The sequence below is a fragment of the Sphingomonas beigongshangi genome (assembly GCF_016820445.1).
GTDB lineage: Bacteria > Pseudomonadota > Alphaproteobacteria > Sphingomonadales > Sphingomonadaceae > Sphingomonas > Sphingomonas beigongshangi.
In genome coordinates this window covers 16,534-32,920 of sequence record NZ_JADHDT010000002.1, presented here as the reverse complement: position 1 = coordinate 32,920, position 16,387 = coordinate 16,534, and the positions used below count along the sequence as shown (strand labels likewise).

Genomic DNA, 16,387 nt, shown 5'->3' with positions numbered 1-16,387 from the left:
ACGATTGCCAGACTAGGAAGGGTCGGGTGGCTCGGTCAATCCATCACGTCATCCGCAAAGCGCGGAAAAGCCGCGGCTGTCAGCCACCGCCAGCGGCCAGTGCCGCGAGCAGCAACAGGGCGACGATATTGGTGATCTTGATCATCGGATTGATCGCCGGGCCGGCGGTATCCTTGTACGGATCGCCGACCGTGTCGCCGGTGACCGCGGCCTTGTGGGCTTCCGATCCCTTGCCACCGTAATTGCCGTCCTCGATGTACTTCTTGGCATTGTCCCAGGCGCCGCCGCCCGAGGTCATCGACAGCGCGACGAAGAGGCCGGAGACGATGACGCCAAGCAGCATCGCGCCGAGCGCCGCGAAGCCGTTCGCCTGGCCCGCGACCGCGCGGACGATGAAGTAGACCGCGATCGGCGACAGCACCGGAAGCAGGCTGGGCACGATCATCTCGCGGATCGCGGCCCGGGTGACGAGGTCGACGGTCCGGCCGTAATTGGGACGGCTGGTTCCTTCCATGATCCCGGGATTGTCGCGGAACTGGCCGCGGACTTCATCGACCACGGCACCCGCCGCCCGGCCGACCGCGGTCATGCCGAACGCGGCGAAGAGATAGGGCAGCAATGCGCCGAGCAGCAAGCCGACGATGACATAGGGGTTCGACAGGCTGAAATCGACGGTGATGTCGGGAAAGTAGGTGTCGAGATCGGTGGTATAGGCACCGAACAGCACCAGCGCGGCGAGGCCGGCGGAACCGATCGCATAGCCCTTGGTCACCGCCTTGGTCGTGTTGCCGACCGCGTCGAGCGCGTCGGTCTTGTGCCGTACTTCATCGGGCAGGCCCGCCATTTCGGCGATGCCGCCGGCATTGTCGGTGACCGGGCCATAGGCATCGAGCGCCACCACCATGCCGGCGAGCGCGAGCATGCTGGTCGCGGCGAAGGCGATGCCGATGATGCCGGCGAGCTGGTAGGTGGCGACCACCGCGACGACGATGACCAGCGTCGGCAGCGCCGTCGCTTCGAGGCTGATCGCCAGGCCCTGGATCACATTGGTGCCGTGGCCGGTCTGGCTTGCCTTGGCGATCGACTTGACCGGGCGGTAGGCGGTGCCGGTGTAATATTCGGTGATCCAGACGATCAGTCCGGTCACCGCCAGGCCGATCACCATGCACCAGAACAGGTCCATGCCCGTGAAGCTGGCGCCGACCTGGGTTGCCGTCGCCGCCGCGGGGCCGTCGGCGCCGTTGCTCAGATCGTCGGTCACCGCGTCGAGGAAGCCCGCGCCGCCGAGCGTGCGGTTGAGATCGCCGAGCACGTAGCGGCAGGCGAGATAGATCGCCGGGATCGACAGCAATGCGCTGGTCCAGAACCCCTTGTAAAGCGCGCCCATGATCGATCCGCCCTTGCCGAGCCGGACCATGTAGGTGCCGATGATCGAGGTGATGATGCACACGCCGCCGACGAGCAGCGGCAGGCTCATCAATCGCATCAGCTCCACCGTATCGGCTTTGACGAGCAGGGCGATCGACACCATCGTCACGCCCAGCGTCACGACATAGGTTTCGAACAGGTCGGCGGCCATGCCGGCGCAGTCGCCCACATTGTCGCCGACATTGTCGGCGATGACGGCCGGATTGCGGGGATCGTCCTCTGGAATGCCCGCCTCGACCTTGCCGACCAGGTCGGCGCCGACGTCGGCGGCCTTGGTGAAGATGCCGCCGCCCAGTCGCGCGAAGATGGAGATGAGCGAGGCGCCGAAGGCGAGCGCGGTCAGTGCCTCGACGATGACGCGGTCTCCCGGCGCATGGCCTCCCGGGCCGGTGAGATACCAGAAAAAGGTCGCGATCGCGAGCAGCCCCAGTCCCGCGACGAGCATGCCCGTCACCGCGCCCGAGCGGAACGCCATCGTCAGGCCGCCCTGCAGGCTGCCCCGCGCCGCCTCCGCGGTCCGCACGTTGGCCCGGACGGAGATGGTCATGCCGACGAAGCCGGCCACGCCGGACAGCACAGCGCCGACGACGAAACCGACGGTCGACAGCGCTCCCAGCGTCGCGAACAGGATCACGGCGACGACGACGCCCACGATGGCGATGGTGGTGTACTGGCGGCCGAGATAGGCCTTGGCGCCTTCCTGAATGGCGGCGGCGATGTCCTGCATTCGGGCGTCGCCCGGCGAGGCGCGCAGCACCTGTTGGCTGGTGACGAAGCCATAGACCACGGCGACGAGGCCGCAGAGGATGGCGAGGGTGACCGTGGTCATTCGCAGCGATCCTTCTCCTGTTGGCGCGCGGCCGATGTGATCCCGGTCTCGCGCGGAACGGGGAGGCTATGGCGCGGTGGCGCGGAGCGCAAGCACCTCAGGCAAAGCCGTGCTCGAAGCCGAGCGACGACGGCAGGGGGACCGGGACGCCCGCCTCGTGCAGGTACAGGCCCGGCGCGCGGCGAAACCGGCCAAGCAGCGTCGCGGCGACGGCGGGCACGGTGTTGGCGGGCATCGCGAACAGCAGTTCGTAATCGTCCCCCGCCGTGGCGGCGGCGAGGCGGGCGGACCGGTCCGCGCCGCGACAGGCGCGATAGTCGGCGGACAGCGGCACGGCGGCGAGGTCGATCTCGACCCCCAGGCGGCTGGCGGCGCCCATGCGCGCGGCATCGATCAGCAGTCCGTCCGACACGTCCATCATCGCATGCGCGACGCGCGACAGCACGCGCCCCTCGCCAAGGCGCGGCTGCGGACGGCGATAGCGTGTCGCGAGCGCGGCGGGGCCGGGCTCGCCGCGCGCGATGGCGAGGCCCGCGCCAGCGTCGCCGATCGTACCCGTTACCCAAAGGGCATCGTTCTCTCCCGCACCCCCGCGCGGCGGCGCGGGCGTGTCCCCGCCAAAGGCGGTGGCGGTGAGGATGCGGGGTGCGCCGCGCGGCAGGGTCACCGTGTCGCCGCCAAGCAGGCCGGTGCCGCAGGCCGCCAGCACCTCCGCCAGGCCGGCGAGGAATGCGCGGTCCCAGGCGTCGTCGGACAGCGGATAGTTGAGCAATATGCCTTCTGGCCGCGCGCCCTTGCCGGCGATGTCGGACAGGTTGGTCGCGACCAGCTTCCACGCCACGTCCGCCGGCGTGTCGCCGGGTAGGAAATGCACGCCCTCGACCAACGTGTCGGTCGTCACGACGAGCGGTGCCTGGGTCAGCCGCGCCGCATCGTCGCGCAGGTCGCGTGCCGACGGGTGGATCGGCAGCATGCGCAGCGCTTCGAGGAATTCGGCCTCGGTCAGCCGCGCGCCTCCCCGCGGACGTCCTTGGCGATGCCGTCGAGCAGGCCGTTGACGAAGCCGGTCTCGCGCCGCTCGTAAAAGGCGTGCGCGACATCGATATATTCGCTGATCGTCGCGCCGACGGGCACGTCCTTGCGCGCCATCAGCTCATAGGTGCCGGCGCGCAGCAGCGCCTTCATCGGCTTGTCGAGCCGCGCCAGCGACCATCCAGAGGCCAGCTTCCTCTCGATCGCCAGGTCGATCTCGCCCGCGCGGGCGTGCGCGCCGGTGACAATATCGTCGAAGAAATCGACGTCGGCATCGGCATATTCGACGTCCTCGATCGTCGCGCCGATGCGATGCTGATGAAATTCGTGGAGCAGCGCGGGGATCGGCGTGCCCTCCATCTCATGCTGGTACAGCGCCTGGACGGCGGCGAGGCGCGCGGCGGCGCGCGCGCGGGAACGATCGGTGGTACGGGACATAGGCTGGGGCATGTAGGCGCGCCGATCCCCGCTGTCAGCCCCGGTTCGTCCGCAGCCGCAGCGCCACCGAGCGCGCATGCGCGGGCAGCCCCTCCGCCTCGGCCAGCGCGATCGTCGCCGGACCCAGTTCCGCCAGCGCGGTCTCGTCCAGGCCGAGGAAGCTGGTGCGCTTCATGAAGTCGAGCACCGACAGGCCGGACGAGAAGCGCGCGCGGCGACCGGTCGGCAGCACATGGTTCGGCCCGGCGACATAATCGCCGATCGCCTCGGGCGTGTGCCGCCCCAGGAAGACGCTGCCCGCGTGACGGATGCGATCGAACAGGCTCTGCGGATCGTCGACGGAAAGCTGGAGATGCTCGGGGGCGAGGCGGTCGACCAGCGGGCAGGCGGCCTCCAGCGTGTCGACGATGACGATCGCGCCATTGGCGTCCCAGGCGGCGCGGGCGACGGCCTGCGTCGGGAGCTGGCCCAGTTCGTCGTCCACCATCGCCGCCACCGCGTCGGCGAAGCCGGCATCGTCGGTGAACAGGATCGACTGCGTCACCGTGTCGTGCTCGGCCTGGCTGAGCAGGTCGGCGGCGGTGACGCGGGGATCGTTGCGGCCGTCGGCGACGACGACGATCTCGCTGGGGCCGGCGACCATGTCGATGCCGACGACGCCATAGACCTGCCGCTTCGCTTCCGCGACCCAGGCGTTGCCGGGGCCGGTGACGACGTCGACGGGCGCGATCCGGCCCGCGCCATAGGCGAGCGCGGCGATCGCCTGCGCGCCGCCGACGCGCCACACCTCGTCAACCCCGGAAAGGTGCGCGGCGGCGAGGACGAGCGGATTGACCTGCCCGTCGGGCGTCGGCGTCACCATCACGAGCCGCCCGACGCCCGCGACCTTGGCGGGAATCGCGTTCATCAGCAGCGACGAGGGATAGGCCGCACGGCCGCCGGGGACGTAGAGGCCCGCGGCATCGACCGGGCGCCAGCGCGCGCCGAGTCGTACGCCGGCATCGTCGCGCCAGTCGCTGTCCGCCGGCCGTTGCTTCTCGTGATAGGTGCGGATGCGGTGCGCCGCGAGATCGAGCGCGGCGCGCAGCTCCGGCTCGAGCGCCTCATAGGCGGCAGCGCAGGCGGCGGGTTCGATCCGCCAGCCGGTTTCCGCAAGATCGTGGCGGTCCAGTTTACGCGTGAAGGCGGCGACGGCGGCCTCGCCCTCGTCGCGGACGGCGCGGATGATCGTCGCGACGTCGCGGGCAACGTCGGTCGCCGTCTCGCGACGCGCGTCGACCAGCTCGGCGAAGGATGCGGCGAAGCCGGCGTCGCGCGTGTCGAGGCGGATCATGCGGCGATCCTCGCCTTGGCGGCCACGGCACGGCGGAACGCCTCGACCAGCGGCACGACTTCCGCGCGGGTCTTCATCGCGGCGCGGTTGACGACGAGCCGGCTGGTCACCTGTGCGATCACCTCCACCTCGACCAGGCCGTTCTCCTTGAGCGTGCGCCCCGAGCTGACGAGGTCGACGATACGCGGCGCAAGGCCGAGCATCGGCGCGAGCTCCATCGCGCCATTCAGCTTGACGCATTCCGCCTGTACGCCGCGGCGGGCGAAATGCGCGGCGGTGATGTGCGGATATTTGGTCGCGACGCGGACATGGCTCCAGCCGCGCGGATCGTCGCCGGCCGCCATGTCGGCGGGTTCGGCGACCGAGATGCGGCAATGGCCAATGCCGAGGTCGACGGGCGCATACAATTCCGAATAGCCGAATTCCGCGATGACGTCGGACCCGACGATGCCGAGCTGCGCGGCGCCATGCGCGACGAAGGTGGCGACGTCGAAGGCACGGACGCGGATCAGCTCGATGCCCGGCGTGTCGGTCGCGAAACGGAGCGCGCGGCTGTCCTCGTCGGAAAAGGCGGCTTCGGGCACGATCCCGGCGGCGGCGAGGAGCGGCACCGCTTCGGAGAGGATGCGCCCCTTGGGAACGGCGATGATGATCGGTTTTGTCACGGGCTGCGCTTTACGGCGGCGCGCGGGGCGGAGCAACGGGCTGCAAGGCCAGCCCGCTGGCCGAATGCCTAGATCCCCCAGCGCCGCATCGCCGCGACGACGGCGTCGGGCTTTTCCCAGGTCACGAAATGACCCGCGTCGATCTTCTCGACGGTGAGCTTCGGGACATAGGGGGCAAGGTCGTCGACCAGCACCGGCAGCAGCGCGGTGTCGCGCGTGCCCCAGATCACCAGCGTATCCTGCGTCACCGGCGGGAAGGGCCGGTCGAGGAAGACGGGGCGGGGCGCGTCCTCGTCCGGCGCGGGCACGACGACGGTCGATGCGCGATACCAGTTGATCATCGCGGTCATCGCGCCGGGCTGCGCCCATTCGTCGAGATAGGCCGCCTTGTCCGCGCCCGCCATCGCGCTGGCGGCATGCTGGACGAAGGTGGAGCCGAAGAAGCGCTCCAGCCCTTCCCCGACCAGGCCGCGATCGATGCCGGTGTCGCGGAAGCGGGTGATATACTGGCTGGCGCGACGCTGTGCCGGATCGTCGAACAGCGCGCGCTGGAAGAGATAGGGGTGCGGCGCGTTGACGATGACGAGCCGCGCGACGCGATCGGGGCGGGTCAGCGCCGCCATCCAAGCGACCGCGCCGCCCCAGTCGTGGCCGACGAGCGTGAAGCGGTCGATGTCCAGCGCGTCGGCGAGCGCGACGAGGTCGGCGACGATCTTGTCCGCGCTGTAGCTGTCGACGCCCTCCGGCTTGGACGATCGGGCATAGCCGCGCTGGTCGGGGGCGATCACATAATGGTCGCGGGCGAGGTCGGGGACGATGCCGCGCCAGGTGCGGTGCGATTCGGGAAAGCCGTGGAGGAGGATCACCGGCGGCGCGGCCGGATCGCCCGCGATCTGGACGTCGAGCTCGACGCCGGTGGACAGCGACAGGCGGCGGGTGTCGGTCATGGCTGCATCCTCTCTCGTCCGAATGTCTCGATCACGGATAGCTCACCGTCTTCGGCACTTCCGGGATCGGGATCCATTCCTTGTCATCGCCGGGCACCTTGGGGAAGTCGCCCGCCTTCCACGCGCGTTTCGCCTCGTTGATCCGGTCGCGGCGGGAGGAGACGAAGTTCCACCAGACGTGGCGCGGCGTCGCGAAGGCGTCGCCGCCGCACAGCATCGCGCGGCCGCCGCTGTCGGAACGCAGCGTCGCGGGCACGCCCGGCTTCAGGATGTACAGCTGCATCGGTTCGAGCGGCACGCCCTCCAGGCTCGCTTCGCCGAAGGCGAGGTACAGGGCGCGCTCCTCCGCCGCGGCGTCGATCGGCACGCTGGCGCCGGGATCGAGCGCGATATCGGCGTAGATCGTGCCGGCATAGGTCGTCGTCGGCGCGCGCTGCCCCCACAGTTCGCCCATGATGATCCGCGCGCGGGCGCCGTGTGCGTCGAGCGTCGGCAAGTGCGCGCGGGCGACATGTTCGAACGCCGGGTCCATCTCCTCGTCCGCCTCGGGCAAGGCGAGCCAGGTCTGGATGCCCGACAGGGCGGGGCCGTGCGCGCGCTCGTCGCCCGGCGACCGTTCCGAATGGACGATCCCGTGGCCGGCGGTCATCAGATTGACCGCGCCGGGCTCGATCCGGGCGCAGGTGCCGAGCGAATCGCGATGGTCGATCGCGCCTTCGAACAGATAGGTGACGGTGGCGAGGTTGATGTGCGGATGCGGGCGCACGTCGATGCCGCCGCCCGTCGGCAGGTGCGCCGGCCCCATCTGGTCAAAGAAAAGGAAGGGGCCGACCATCGTCCGCTCCTTCGCCGGCAGGGTGCGATGAACCTTGAACCCGCCCAGGTCGTGCGTGACCGGGGTCAGCGTGCGTTCGACGAAGTCATCGAGCATGAGGCGCCTTTCGTCTGGCGGAGCAGATCGGCCAGATCCTCCGGGTAGATGGTTTCCGGCCAGTCGGCCAGTTCGTGCGGCTCGAACCACCGCCAACCGGCGAGCACGCGCTGTTCGAGCGGCGTGAGCGCGCCGGCCTTCACCTCGCAGGTGTCGACCTCGACGCGGAAATAGCGCTCGTCGGCATCGACCGCGACGCCTTCGAACGTGACGAAGCCGACGACGCGGCGCGCGACCTCCGGCCCGCAGTCGCGATCGAGACCCACCTCTTCCCACAATTCGCGCCGTGCGGCGGCGGCATAGCTTTCGCCCGGATCGACCGCGCCCCCCGGCGTGCACCACAGCGGCGGGCGATCGCCCGGCGTGAACCGCATCAGCAGCACCCGGTCCTGCGCGTCGACGAGCAGGATGCGCGCCGCCGGGCGCGGCACGCGCGGCGCCTTATTCGGCATCGAGTTCGGGATAATGGCGGAAGATGCCGTCGGTGTTGAACGCGATGCGGCGGTCGCTGGCGAGATAGGCGGCGATCCCCGGCAGCGCGGCAACGGCGTCGTGCAGCCGGACGAGGCCGGGATATTCGCCTTCCAGCGTCGCCATCCGTCGGGGGAACATGTAGCGCAGGCCGGCGACGACCTGGAACAGCGACGTATCCGCATAGGTCCAGTTGGCGCCGGCCACGAACGGCCCGCCCGCGCTGGTCGCCGCATCCTCGAAATGGTCGAGGAACTTGGGCATGCGCTCGTCGCGGAACTGGCGTGCGGCGCGCGCGGCCTCCGGTTTCTGATCCTCGTAATAGTCGCCGGTGCCGACCGGATGATGGACGTCGTGCACCTCGGCGACGCAATCGGCAATCGTGAGTTGGAGCTGATGCAGCCACAGGCGGTCGGCGGCGAGGGCGAGGTCGTGGTGCTCGCCGAGGTAGAGCAGGATGTTGGCGACCTGTGCGATCGTTCCGTCCGGCGTGTCGAGATAGGGCGGGGCGAACGGGCCGCGCCCGCTTTCGCTGCGCCGGTCGAGATCGTCGAGCAGCGCCTCTGCCCCCCGCAGCCGCGCGCAGTCGCGATAGTCGAGGCCGGCGCCTTCCAGCGCGAGGCGGACGAACTCGCCGCGCCCCTGGATCGAGGGCCAGTACCAGAGATGGTAGGTCATGCGTCAGGCGTTCCCCGGCGCGCTCGCCCGGATGGCGAGCGCATGAATGCGGCTGCTCAACAGATCGGCGAGCGCCTGGTTCACCAGCCGCTGCTGCTGGACGCGGTTGAGGCCGACGAAGTGTTGGCTTTGAACGACGACGGTAAAATGCGTCTCGCCTGTGCCGTCGTCGCCCATGTGGCCGGCGTGAAGATGGCTGTCGTTGGTCACTTCCAGGCGGGTAGGGGCGAGGGCGTCGCGAAGGCGGGCGGCGATGATGTCGGCGAGCGGAGCGGTGGCGAGGTCGGTCATCGCGCCTATATAGCGGTATTGCGCTGACTAAGGGAGCGTTCGTGGCGCAGACGAAGGACAGGAAGGACCGGCCGAACACGCGTTTCCACGGCCGGATGGATGCCAATGGCAGGATGTGCGCGGAACCCGGCTGCGAGGAGCCGGGCGAGTTCCGCGCGCCGCCGCTCGAGGGCGCACGCGACGGCGACGGGCCTGGCCCGTTCCGCTGGCTGTGCCTGGAGCATGTGCGCGCGTTCAACAGCCGCTACAATTACTTCGACGGGATGACCGCCGACGAGATCCATCACGCGCAGCGCCCGCTGGCGGGATGGGAGCGCGAGACCCGCGCCTTTGCGCGCGCGGGCAGCGGCGACCAGGGCCCGCGCTGGGCAGACTTCAGCGACCCGCTCGACGCGATCGCCGCGCGCTTCCGGCGCAAGGTCGCCCCCGAGCGCAGCGACGGCAAGCCGCTGAGCGGCCAGGATCGCGCCAGCCTTAAGGTGCTGGGCCTCGCGGCCGACGCGGACCGCATGGCGCTGCGCAGGCGCTATTCGGAGCTCGTGCGGCGCTATCACCCCGATCGCAACGGCGGCGACCGCAGCCAGGAGGCGATGCTGCAAAAGGTGATCGCGGCCTATCAGCAATTGCGCCAGGCACCCGCGTTCGCGTGATCCCGCCCGCCCGCCCCGGGCGGGCAGGCGGGGCGTCAGGCCAGCCGCTTCGCGATCGCCTCCAACTGGTCGGTCGCGGCGTTCCAGCCCGCCTCGAAGCCCATCGCCGCGTGGCCGTCGCGCGCCTCCTGCGTCCAGTGGCGCGCGGTCGCGGTATAGCGGGTGCCCTCGCCCTCCGGCGCGAAATCGTCGATGCGGACCATGAAGGGGCCGGCGGGTATCCATCCGGCGGTGAAGGCGTCGGTGGAGACGATGCGGCGTTCGGGCACCACCTCGAGGTAGACGCCCTCCAGCCGGTTCTCCTCGCCGTTCGGACCGCGCATGACGATGGTCGACCGGCCGCCGGCGACGAGGTCCTGGTCGAGGAACTCCGCCTTCCAAGGCGCGGGGCAGAACCAGGCGCCGGTATCCTCGGTCCACGCCCGCCACACCGCCGCCGGCGGCGCGGCGATCAGCCGCGTGATCGACAGGTCGTAAGTTTCGCTCATGCCGTCTCTCCCTTCATCGCCGCCTCGATCCGCGCGATGTCGATCTTGCGCATCGTCATCATCGCGGCGAACGCGCGCTGGCCCGCCGCGCCGCCCGCGGACAGCGCGTCCATCAGCACCCGCGGCGTGATCTGCCACGCATAGCCCCAGCGGTCGGTGCACCAGCCGCATGCCTTCTCGCTGCCGCCATTGCCGACGATGGCATCCCAATAACGGTCCGTCGTCGCCTGGTCGTCGGTATAGACCTGAAAGCTGACCGCCTGGCTGGGCGTCACGTCCGGGCCGCCGTTCAGCCCGAAGAACGTCTGGCCGAGCAGGGTGAAGGTGACCGTCAGCTCCGCACCAGCCGCGGCGCCGGGCAGGTCGATCGGGGCGCCCGTCACATCCTCGACGAACGTGTCGGGAAAGACGCCGGCGTAGAAGTCCGCCGCCTTGCGCGCCTCGCCATGGTCGAACCACAGGCAGGTCCGCATCCGCACGCCGGTCATGCCGCCACCCCGCTCCGGCGCGCGCCGACCAGTCCCAGCTGGATGCCGTGCGGATCGAGGATATTGGCGGAATAGTCGCCGCCCGGGATCGGATCGGGACCCTGTATCAGGGTGCCGCCCCTGGCCGTGGCGGTCGCGACCGCCGCGTCGATGTCCGCGACATGCACATACCAGTTCCATCGTGGCGGCGCGCCGGTCGCCGTACTCGACATCACCGCACCCGGCCGGACATCGCCGGCACCGCCGATGAAGGCGTAATCGCCCATCTCGCCCATCGGCATCGCGCCCGCTTTCTCCCAGCCGAACAGCGCGCCGTAGAAGGCGAAGGCGCCGTCGGGATCGGGCGTCGCCAGCTCGATCCATACGCCGCGCCCGATCGTGTCGCCGCGCGCCTGCGCGAAGGCGCGCGAAGTGTCGGCGCCTGGTCCGGACAGCAGATTGAAGGCGATGCCCTGCGGATCGGCGACGAGGGCAAAGCGACCGACATGCGGAATGTCCATCGGGCCGAACCGGCAGCTGCCGCCGAGCGATACCACGCGTTCCACCGCGCGATCGACATCGGCGGTGGCGAGGTTCAGCGTCCAGCGATGGGCCTGCGGCGCCCCCGGCGGCGGTGCCATGAGTCCCGCGACACCGTTCGCGAGATCGGGGCCGGCAAGCAGATAGCCGCCATGTTCCGCGACCGGCGAGGGCGCGACCTGCCAGCCCGCCACGGCGGCGAGGAAATCGGCCGCCCCCTGCGGATCGGGCGTCGTCAGTTCGAACCAGACGGGTGTTCCTTCGACCTGGGTCATCTTCTGTCCTCCCTTTCGCGCCGCGGCGGGCGCGCTGCCGATCGTCCGCTCAGCCTTCTGCGTGCCGGGCGTCCCCCTGCGCCATCGCCTCCGCATGCGCGGCGACATCCATGGAGAAGGGACCCCAGCCATGGCCGTCGAGGTCCTCGAAGGCGCGGCTGTACATGAAGCCGTGATCCTCCGGCTCGTGCAGCTCGCGTCCACCGGCCGCCACCGCCGCCTGGGTGATCGCGTCCACCGCCGCGCGGTCGTCGAGCCCGAGTGCGAACAGCGACGTGGTCTGCGTGAAGGGATCGGCGATCGCCTTCTGCGTGAAGCTGGAAAACAGCGGCCGGGCGAGCAGCATGACGTTGATCGTGTCGGTCCATTGCATCGCCGAGCCTTGCGGATTGGAGAATTGTTCGTTCTTCTCGAAGCCCAGCGCCTGATAGAAAGCGGTGGCGCGCGCGACGTCCGCGACGGGCAGGTTGACGAAGATCATCTTGGCCATGGCTCTTTCTCCTCTCCCGACTCGGGACTGGCTATGGATGCCGCAGGTAGTTATATAAAGCAACGATGAAGTCAGAAAAAGTAACTGGCGCGCGGCCGCGCTGGTACGAGGATGCCTGCGGTACCGCGCTGGCGCTGGAATTCCTGGGCGAGCGCTGGTCGCTGCTGATCCTGCGCGAACTGATGTTCGGGCCGCGGCGGTTCGGCGAACTCCGCGCGCATCTGGCCGGACTGAGCGCCAACGTGTTGACGCAGCGGCTCGGCGGGCTCGAGGCGGCGGGTCTGGTGGTGCGCCGGAAGCTGCCGCCGCCCGCCTCTGTGCAGGTCTACGACCTGACGCCCTGGGGCAGGGAGGTCGAGCCGATCATGCAGGCGATGGGCCGCTGGGCGACGCGGTCGCCGGATCATGATCCGACCCTGCCCTTTTCGCCAGCCTCCGCGATGCTGTCGCTGCGCACGATGCTCGACGCGGACAAGGCGGGGGACCTCGCGATGACGCTGGGTTTTCGCCTGGGCCACGACGCCTTCCGCGCGACGCTGGCGCAGGGCCGGCTCGATATCGTGCGGGCGGAACCGGGCGAGGTCGACGTGCTGGTCGAGACCGATCCGACCACGCTCGCCATATGGATCTACGTCAAGCGGCCGATCGCCGTGGCGGAGGCGGAAGGGACGATGCGCCTGTCCGGCGACCGCGCCCTGGCGGAACGCTTCGCCGACCTGTTCGCGCTGCCGCCCAAGGTCGTCCCCGTCCAAGCCGCGGATTGATGGCTCGGGTTGACGCTTCGCGTTGACGGGACGACGATAGCTTCCCACTGCAAGGCGATGTGCCTTTCCCCCGTATCGTGCGTTGGGAAGGGCCTTGCCCGAGACGATGCGCCCAGGATCATGACCGACATACCCAATACCCAGCCAGATAGCCGAGAGACGACGATCCTCGACGCACCCGACAAGATGGCGTCGGTGCGCGACGTGTTCGGCATCGACAGCGACATGCAGGTCCCCGCCTTTTCCGAGGCGGACGAGCGCGTGCCGGACCTCGATCCGGCCTATGTCTTCGACCCCGACACGACGATGGCGGTGCTGGCGGGCTTCGCGCACAACCGGCGCGTGATGGTGCAGGGCTATCACGGCACCGGCAAGTCCAGCCATATCGAGCAGGTAGCGGCGCGGCTCAACTGGCCGTGCATCCGCATCAACCTCGACGCGCACATCAGCCGCATCGACCTGATCGGCCGCGACGCGATCGTGCTGAAGGACGGTCAGCAGGTGACGGAGTTCCGCGAGGGCCTACTGCCCTGGGCGCTGCAAACGCCGACCGCGCTCGTCTTCGACGAATATGATGCCGGTCGCCCCGACGTGATGTTCGTGATCCAGCGCGTGCTGGAGACGGAGGGCAAGCTGACGCTGCTCGACCAGAACCGCGTGATCCGACCGAATCCCTGGTTCCGCCTGTTCGCGACCGCCAACACGGTGGGCCTGGGTGATACGAGCGGGCTGTACCACGGCACGCAGCAGATCAACCAGGGCCAGATGGACCGGTGGAACATCGTCGTCACGCTCAATTACCTGCCGGCAGCGACCGAGGCGCAGATCGTGCTCGCCAAGTCGGGCGAATATGACAAGCCGGAGGGCAAGAAGCAGGTGGAGGCGATGGTCCGCGTCGCCGACCTGACGCGCAAGGGCTTCGTCAACGGCGACATCTCGACCGTGATGAGCCCGCGCACCGTCATCACCTGGGCGCAGAACACGCTGATCTTCGGCGACGTCGGCTTCGCCTTCCGCCTGTCGTTCCTCAACAAGTGCGACGAGAACGAGCGGCCGCTGGTGGCGGAATATTACCAGCGCGTGTTCGGCAAGGACCTGCCCGAAAGCGTGGTGGGGCGGGCTTGAAGCACGGGGTGGACTAAGCTAGTTAGTCCACCTTTCCGGAGGTGAACGATGGCAGAGGCCGATCCGCGGAAGACCTTCAACATCCACGAGGCGAAGACGCAATTTTCCAAGCTGGTCCACCGCGCGCATGCGGGTGAGGAAATCGTCGTCGCCAAGGATGGCGTTCCTTATGCGAAGCTCGTGCCGATCGCGCCGGTAGCGGCGCAGCCGCGCCGGCGACCGGGTCGCTTCCGGGGCCTGTTGGGCGATATCCCCGACGCCATATGGTTCGCGCCGCTTCCGGACGAAGAACTGGACGCGTGGGAAGGAAAGTTCTCCAATCTTGTCTGACGGTTACCTCCTAGACACGCATACACTCATCTGGTGGTGGAACGACCCGGACCGGTTATCGTCGACGTTGATCGATGTCTTGGGGGATCCCGCTAACCCGGTGTTCGTCAGCGCGATCAGCGGGTTGGAGATCGCGATCAAGGTTCGCATCGGTCAATTGCCGGCCATGGCGGCCCGGATCGAGGATTTTGACGCCGCGATCCGACGCGACGGGTTTGTTCACCTTCCCGTTATGCATGCACATGCCGTTCGCGGCGGGCTGATGCCCGGATCGCACCGCGATCCCTTCGATCGCATCCTCGCTGCACAGGCGCTCACCGACGATCTGACCGTCGTGACGCGCGACGCGGAAATCGCCGCCTTCGGCTGCAAGGTTGTCTGGTAATGGCTAACGAAACCCCTCTCGACCGGTTCAAGGCGGTGCTTACCGGCACCGCGCGCGCGATCGCGGAGGAGCCGGAGGTCGACCTCGCCTTCACCGCCGACGCGCCGGCGCAGTCGGGCAAGCACATCAAGGTGCCGATGCCGGCGCGCGCGCTGCCGCCCGAGCAGGTGGCGGAGGCGCGCGGCTTCGCCGACGGCTTCGCGCTGCGCCTCAGGCATCATGACCTGGCCCTGCACCAGCGCGGCGCGCCGAGCGAGGCGGTCGCGCGCTCGGTGTTCGACGCGGTCGAGACGGCGCGGATAGAGGCTCTGGGCAGCCGCGGCTATGCCGGCATCGCCGACAATCTGGGCCACGCGCTCGACGTCCGTTTGCGCAGCGATCCGATCGCGCGCGCACGGAATCGCGACGAGGTTCCGCTGTCGACCGCGCTCGGCCTGCTAGTGCGCGAGGCGCTGACCGGGCGGGCGGCGCCCGACGCCGCGGAGCCGGGGCTCGCTCTGGTCCGCGACTGGATCGCCGAGCGCACCGATCTCAGCGCGATGGCGCTCGCGCTCGACGACCAGCGCGCCTTTCAGGGCCTGGCGATGAAGATGCTCGAGGATCTCGAGCTGGTCGAGGGCGAGGTGACGCCCGACGAGGCCGACGAGGGCGGGAACGAGGACGAAGGCACCGAGAACGACCAGGACGAGCAGGGGGACGAGGGCGAGGACGAACAGTCCGGCCAGGGCGAGGGCGAGGTCGAGGCGCGCGGCGAACAGCGCGAGGCGGACAGCGACGAGGGCGACGGCGAGGAGTTTGGCGAGGACAGCCCCGCCGACCTCGACGGCGAACCCGGCGACGAGGGCGACGACGGTGCACAGCCGTCGCGGTCCAATCGTCCGTCCAACGACTTCGCGCCGCAATTCGACTACAAGGCCTGGACGACGCAGTTCGACGAGGTGATTGCTGCGGGCGACCTGTGCGACGCGGAGGAGCTGGCTCGTTTACGCGGCTATCTCGACCAGCAGCTGGCGCATCTGCAGTCGGCGGTCTCGAAGCTCGCCAACCGTTTGCAGCGCCGGCTGATGGCGCAGCAGTCGCGCTCCTGGGATTTCGACCAGGAGGAAGGGTTGCTGGACGCGGCGCGGCTGGCGCGCGTCGTCGTCACTCCCACGCAGTCGTTGAGCTACAAGATCGAGCGCGACACCGATTTCCGCGACACGGTGGTAACGCTGCTGATCGACAATTCGGGGTCGATGCGCGGCCGGCCGATCGGCATCGCGGCGATCAGCGCCGACATCCTCGCTCGCACGCTGGAGCGGTGCGGCGTGAAGACCGAGATCCTTGGCTTCACGACGCGCGCGTGGAAGGGCGGCCAGGCACGCGAGACGTGGCTCGCCGCGGGGCGGCCGCCGCAGCCGGGGCGGCTCAACGACCTGCGCCACATCGTCTACAAGCAGGCGGACGAGCCGTGGCGTCGGGCGCGCGCCAACCTCGGCCTGATGATGCGCGAGGGCCTGCTCAAGGAGAATATCGACGGCGAGGCGCTGCTCTGGGCGCATGCGCGGCTGATCGCGCGGCCGGAGGAACGCCGCATCCTGATGGTGATCAGCGACGGCGCGCCGGTCGACGATTCGACGCTCTCGGTCAATTCGGGCAGCTATCTGGAACGCCACCTGCGCCAAGTGATCGGCTGGATCGAGACGAAGAGCCCGGTCGAACTGATCGCGATCGGCATCGGCCACGACGTGACGCGCTATTATGCGCGCGCGGTGACGATCATGGACGCGGAGCAGCTGGGCGGCACGATCATCGAACAGCTTGCCGCGCTGTTCGATACGGATTGAGGGG

General features: G+C 69.2%; 20 protein-coding genes. 6 read left to right on the top strand and 14 right to left on the bottom strand.

Features of this window, described 5'->3' with window-relative positions; genetic code table 11:
- Positions 1–79 precede the first annotated feature (79 nt).
- The 10 genes from IQ292_RS03335 to IQ292_RS03290 form a co-directional block, all read right to left on the bottom strand.
- On the bottom strand, positions 80–2,257 hold the full coding sequence (locus IQ292_RS03335; RefSeq protein WP_203308912.1) for a sodium-translocating pyrophosphatase: 2,178 nt from the start codon (positions 2,255–2,257) through the stop codon (positions 80–82).
- Positions 2,258–2,354: 97 nt separating this feature from the next.
- Positions 2,355–3,263 (bottom strand): thiamine-phosphate kinase, encoded by a 909-nt coding sequence (thiL, locus tag IQ292_RS03330; RefSeq protein WP_203309333.1) that lies wholly within the window; start codon positions 3,261–3,263, stop codon positions 2,355–2,357.
- Positions 3,260–3,727 carry a transcription antitermination factor NusB gene (gene nusB / locus IQ292_RS03325; protein WP_203308911.1) on the bottom strand — a complete coding sequence of 156 codons (468 nt, stop codon included), beginning with the start codon at positions 3,725–3,727 and terminating at the stop codon, positions 3,260–3,262. The genes thiL and nusB overlap by 4 nt, the downstream gene beginning before the upstream one ends.
- 34 nt (positions 3,728–3,761) lie before the next feature.
- Positions 3,762–5,060: a histidinol dehydrogenase gene (gene hisD, locus IQ292_RS03320; protein WP_203308910.1), complete on the bottom strand. Its 1,299-nt coding sequence runs from the start codon at positions 5,058–5,060 to the stop codon at positions 3,762–3,764.
- Positions 5,057–5,725 (bottom strand): ATP phosphoribosyltransferase, encoded by a 669-nt coding sequence (hisG, locus tag IQ292_RS03315; RefSeq protein WP_203308909.1) that lies wholly within the window; start codon positions 5,723–5,725, stop codon positions 5,057–5,059. Before hisG ends, hisD begins: the two co-directional genes overlap by 4 nt.
- Positions 5,726–5,793: 68 nt before the next feature.
- Complete coding sequence (locus IQ292_RS03310; RefSeq protein WP_203308908.1) at positions 5,794–6,672, bottom strand: alpha/beta fold hydrolase; 879 nt, start codon at positions 6,670–6,672, stop codon at positions 5,794–5,796.
- Positions 6,673–6,703: 31 nt separating this feature from the next.
- Complete coding sequence (locus IQ292_RS03305) at positions 6,704–7,603, bottom strand: pirin family protein (protein ID WP_203308907.1); 900 nt, start codon at positions 7,601–7,603, stop codon at positions 6,704–6,706.
- Entirely contained in the window at positions 7,573–8,055 is a 483-nt protein-coding gene (locus tag IQ292_RS03300) for an NUDIX hydrolase (protein ID WP_203308906.1), read from the bottom strand. The genes IQ292_RS03305 and IQ292_RS03300 overlap by 31 nt, the downstream gene beginning before the upstream one ends.
- Positions 8,045–8,752 carry a glutathione S-transferase gene (locus IQ292_RS03295; RefSeq protein WP_203308905.1) on the bottom strand — a complete coding sequence of 236 codons (708 nt, stop codon included), beginning with the start codon at positions 8,750–8,752 and terminating at the stop codon, positions 8,045–8,047. Before IQ292_RS03295 ends, IQ292_RS03300 begins: the two co-directional genes overlap by 11 nt.
- A gap of 3 nt (positions 8,753–8,755) precedes the next feature.
- A complete protein-coding gene (locus tag IQ292_RS03290; RefSeq protein ID WP_203308904.1) occupies positions 8,756–9,043 on the bottom strand; it encodes a BolA family protein in 288 nt (95 codons plus the stop codon).
- Positions 9,044–9,156: 113 nt separating this feature from the next.
- Between IQ292_RS03290 and IQ292_RS03285 the strand changes: the two genes are divergently transcribed.
- Positions 9,157–9,693 carry a J domain-containing protein gene (locus tag IQ292_RS03285; protein WP_420853654.1) on the top strand — a complete coding sequence of 179 codons (537 nt, stop codon included), beginning with the start codon at positions 9,157–9,159 and terminating at the stop codon, positions 9,691–9,693.
- Positions 9,694–9,728: 35 nt separating this feature from the next.
- Here the strand turns inward: IQ292_RS03285 and IQ292_RS03280 are convergent, their stop codons facing one another.
- Genes IQ292_RS03280 through IQ292_RS03265 form a run of 4 tightly spaced genes read right to left on the bottom strand, consistent with a single transcriptional unit; the run spans position 9,729 to position 11,953 of the window.
- The gene (locus IQ292_RS03280) at positions 9,729–10,181 is read right to left on the bottom strand and encodes an SRPBCC family protein (protein WP_203308903.1); all 453 of its coding nucleotides are present in this window, start codon (positions 10,179–10,181) and stop codon (positions 9,729–9,731) included.
- Positions 10,178–10,669, bottom strand: coding sequence for a VOC family protein (locus IQ292_RS03275; RefSeq protein ID WP_203308902.1), 492 nt, complete (start codon positions 10,667–10,669; stop codon positions 10,178–10,180). The genes IQ292_RS03280 and IQ292_RS03275 overlap by 4 nt, the downstream gene beginning before the upstream one ends.
- A complete protein-coding gene (locus IQ292_RS03270; RefSeq protein WP_203308901.1) occupies positions 10,666–11,463 on the bottom strand; it encodes a VOC family protein in 798 nt (265 codons plus the stop codon). The genes IQ292_RS03275 and IQ292_RS03270 overlap by 4 nt, the downstream gene beginning before the upstream one ends.
- A gap of 49 nt (positions 11,464–11,512) precedes the next feature.
- On the bottom strand, positions 11,513–11,953 hold the full coding sequence (locus IQ292_RS03265) for a VOC family protein (protein ID WP_203308900.1): 441 nt from the start codon (positions 11,951–11,953) through the stop codon (positions 11,513–11,515).
- A 65-nt stretch (positions 11,954–12,018) separates the two neighbouring features.
- On the opposite strand from IQ292_RS03265, the gene IQ292_RS03260 reads away from it, so the two are divergent.
- From IQ292_RS03260 to cobT, 5 genes are all read left to right on the top strand, one after another.
- Entirely contained in the window at positions 12,019–12,717 is a 699-nt protein-coding gene (locus tag IQ292_RS03260) for a winged helix-turn-helix transcriptional regulator (RefSeq protein WP_203308899.1), read from the top strand.
- Between the two features lie 120 nt (positions 12,718–12,837).
- Positions 12,838–13,842 carry a cobaltochelatase subunit CobS gene (gene cobS, locus IQ292_RS03255; RefSeq protein WP_203308898.1) on the top strand — a complete coding sequence of 335 codons (1,005 nt, stop codon included), beginning with the start codon at positions 12,838–12,840 and terminating at the stop codon, positions 13,840–13,842.
- A gap of 48 nt (positions 13,843–13,890) precedes the next feature.
- A complete protein-coding gene (locus IQ292_RS03250) occupies positions 13,891–14,172 on the top strand; it encodes a type II toxin-antitoxin system Phd/YefM family antitoxin (protein ID WP_203308897.1) in 282 nt (93 codons plus the stop codon).
- Positions 14,165–14,557, top strand: a complete 393-nt coding sequence (locus IQ292_RS03245; protein WP_203308896.1) for a type II toxin-antitoxin system VapC family toxin — start codon at positions 14,165–14,167, stop codon at positions 14,555–14,557. Before IQ292_RS03250 ends, IQ292_RS03245 begins: the two co-directional genes overlap by 8 nt.
- The gene (cobT, locus tag IQ292_RS03240; RefSeq protein ID WP_203308895.1) at positions 14,557–16,383 is read left to right on the top strand and encodes a cobaltochelatase subunit CobT; all 1,827 of its coding nucleotides are present in this window, start codon (positions 14,557–14,559) and stop codon (positions 16,381–16,383) included. Before IQ292_RS03245 ends, cobT begins: the two co-directional genes overlap by 1 nt.
- Positions 16,384–16,387 lie beyond the last annotated feature (4 nt).

Bases quoted from the DNA above. Each gene is read 5' to 3' on its own strand.
- IQ292_RS03270 (WP_203308901.1), bottom strand. From the start codon at position 11,463: ATGACCCAGGTCGAAGGAACACCCGTCTGGTTCGAACTGACGACGCCC.
- IQ292_RS03310 (WP_203308908.1), bottom strand. From the start codon at position 6,672: ATGACCGACACCCGCCGCCTGTCGCTGTCCACCGGCGTCGAGCTCGAC.
- IQ292_RS03265 (WP_203308900.1), bottom strand. From the start codon at position 11,953: ATGGCCAAGATGATCTTCGTCAACCTGCCCGTCGCGGACGTCGCGCGC.
- IQ292_RS03250 (WP_203308897.1), top strand. From the start codon at position 13,891: ATGGCAGAGGCCGATCCGCGGAAGACCTTCAACATCCACGAGGCGAAG.
- cobS (WP_203308898.1), top strand. From the start codon at position 12,838: ATGACCGACATACCCAATACCCAGCCAGATAGCCGAGAGACGACGATC.
- IQ292_RS03280 (WP_203308903.1), bottom strand. From the start codon at position 10,181: ATGAGCGAAACTTACGACCTGTCGATCACGCGGCTGATCGCCGCGCCG.
- IQ292_RS03290 (WP_203308904.1), bottom strand. From the start codon at position 9,043: ATGACCGACCTCGCCACCGCTCCGCTCGCCGACATCATCGCCGCCCGC.
- IQ292_RS03295 (WP_203308905.1), bottom strand. From the start codon at position 8,752: ATGACCTACCATCTCTGGTACTGGCCCTCGATCCAGGGGCGCGGCGAG.
- nusB (WP_203308911.1), bottom strand. From the start codon at position 3,727: ATGTCCCGTACCACCGATCGTTCCCGCGCGCGCGCCGCCGCGCGCCTC.
- IQ292_RS03335 (WP_203308912.1), bottom strand. From the start codon at position 2,257: ATGACCACGGTCACCCTCGCCATCCTCTGCGGCCTCGTCGCCGTGGTC.
- IQ292_RS03275 (WP_203308902.1), bottom strand. From the start codon at position 10,669: ATGACCGGCGTGCGGATGCGGACCTGCCTGTGGTTCGACCATGGCGAG.
- IQ292_RS03285 (WP_420853654.1), top strand. From the start codon at position 9,157: ATGTGCGCGGAACCCGGCTGCGAGGAGCCGGGCGAGTTCCGCGCGCCG.
- hisD (WP_203308910.1), bottom strand. From the start codon at position 5,060: ATGATCCGCCTCGACACGCGCGACGCCGGCTTCGCCGCATCCTTCGCC.
- IQ292_RS03305 (WP_203308907.1), bottom strand. From the start codon at position 7,603: ATGCTCGATGACTTCGTCGAACGCACGCTGACCCCGGTCACGCACGAC.
- IQ292_RS03300 (WP_203308906.1), bottom strand. From the start codon at position 8,055: ATGCCGAATAAGGCGCCGCGCGTGCCGCGCCCGGCGGCGCGCATCCTG.
- cobT (WP_203308895.1), top strand. From the start codon at position 14,557: ATGGCTAACGAAACCCCTCTCGACCGGTTCAAGGCGGTGCTTACCGGC.
- IQ292_RS03260 (WP_203308899.1), top strand. From the start codon at position 12,019: ATGAAGTCAGAAAAAGTAACTGGCGCGCGGCCGCGCTGGTACGAGGAT.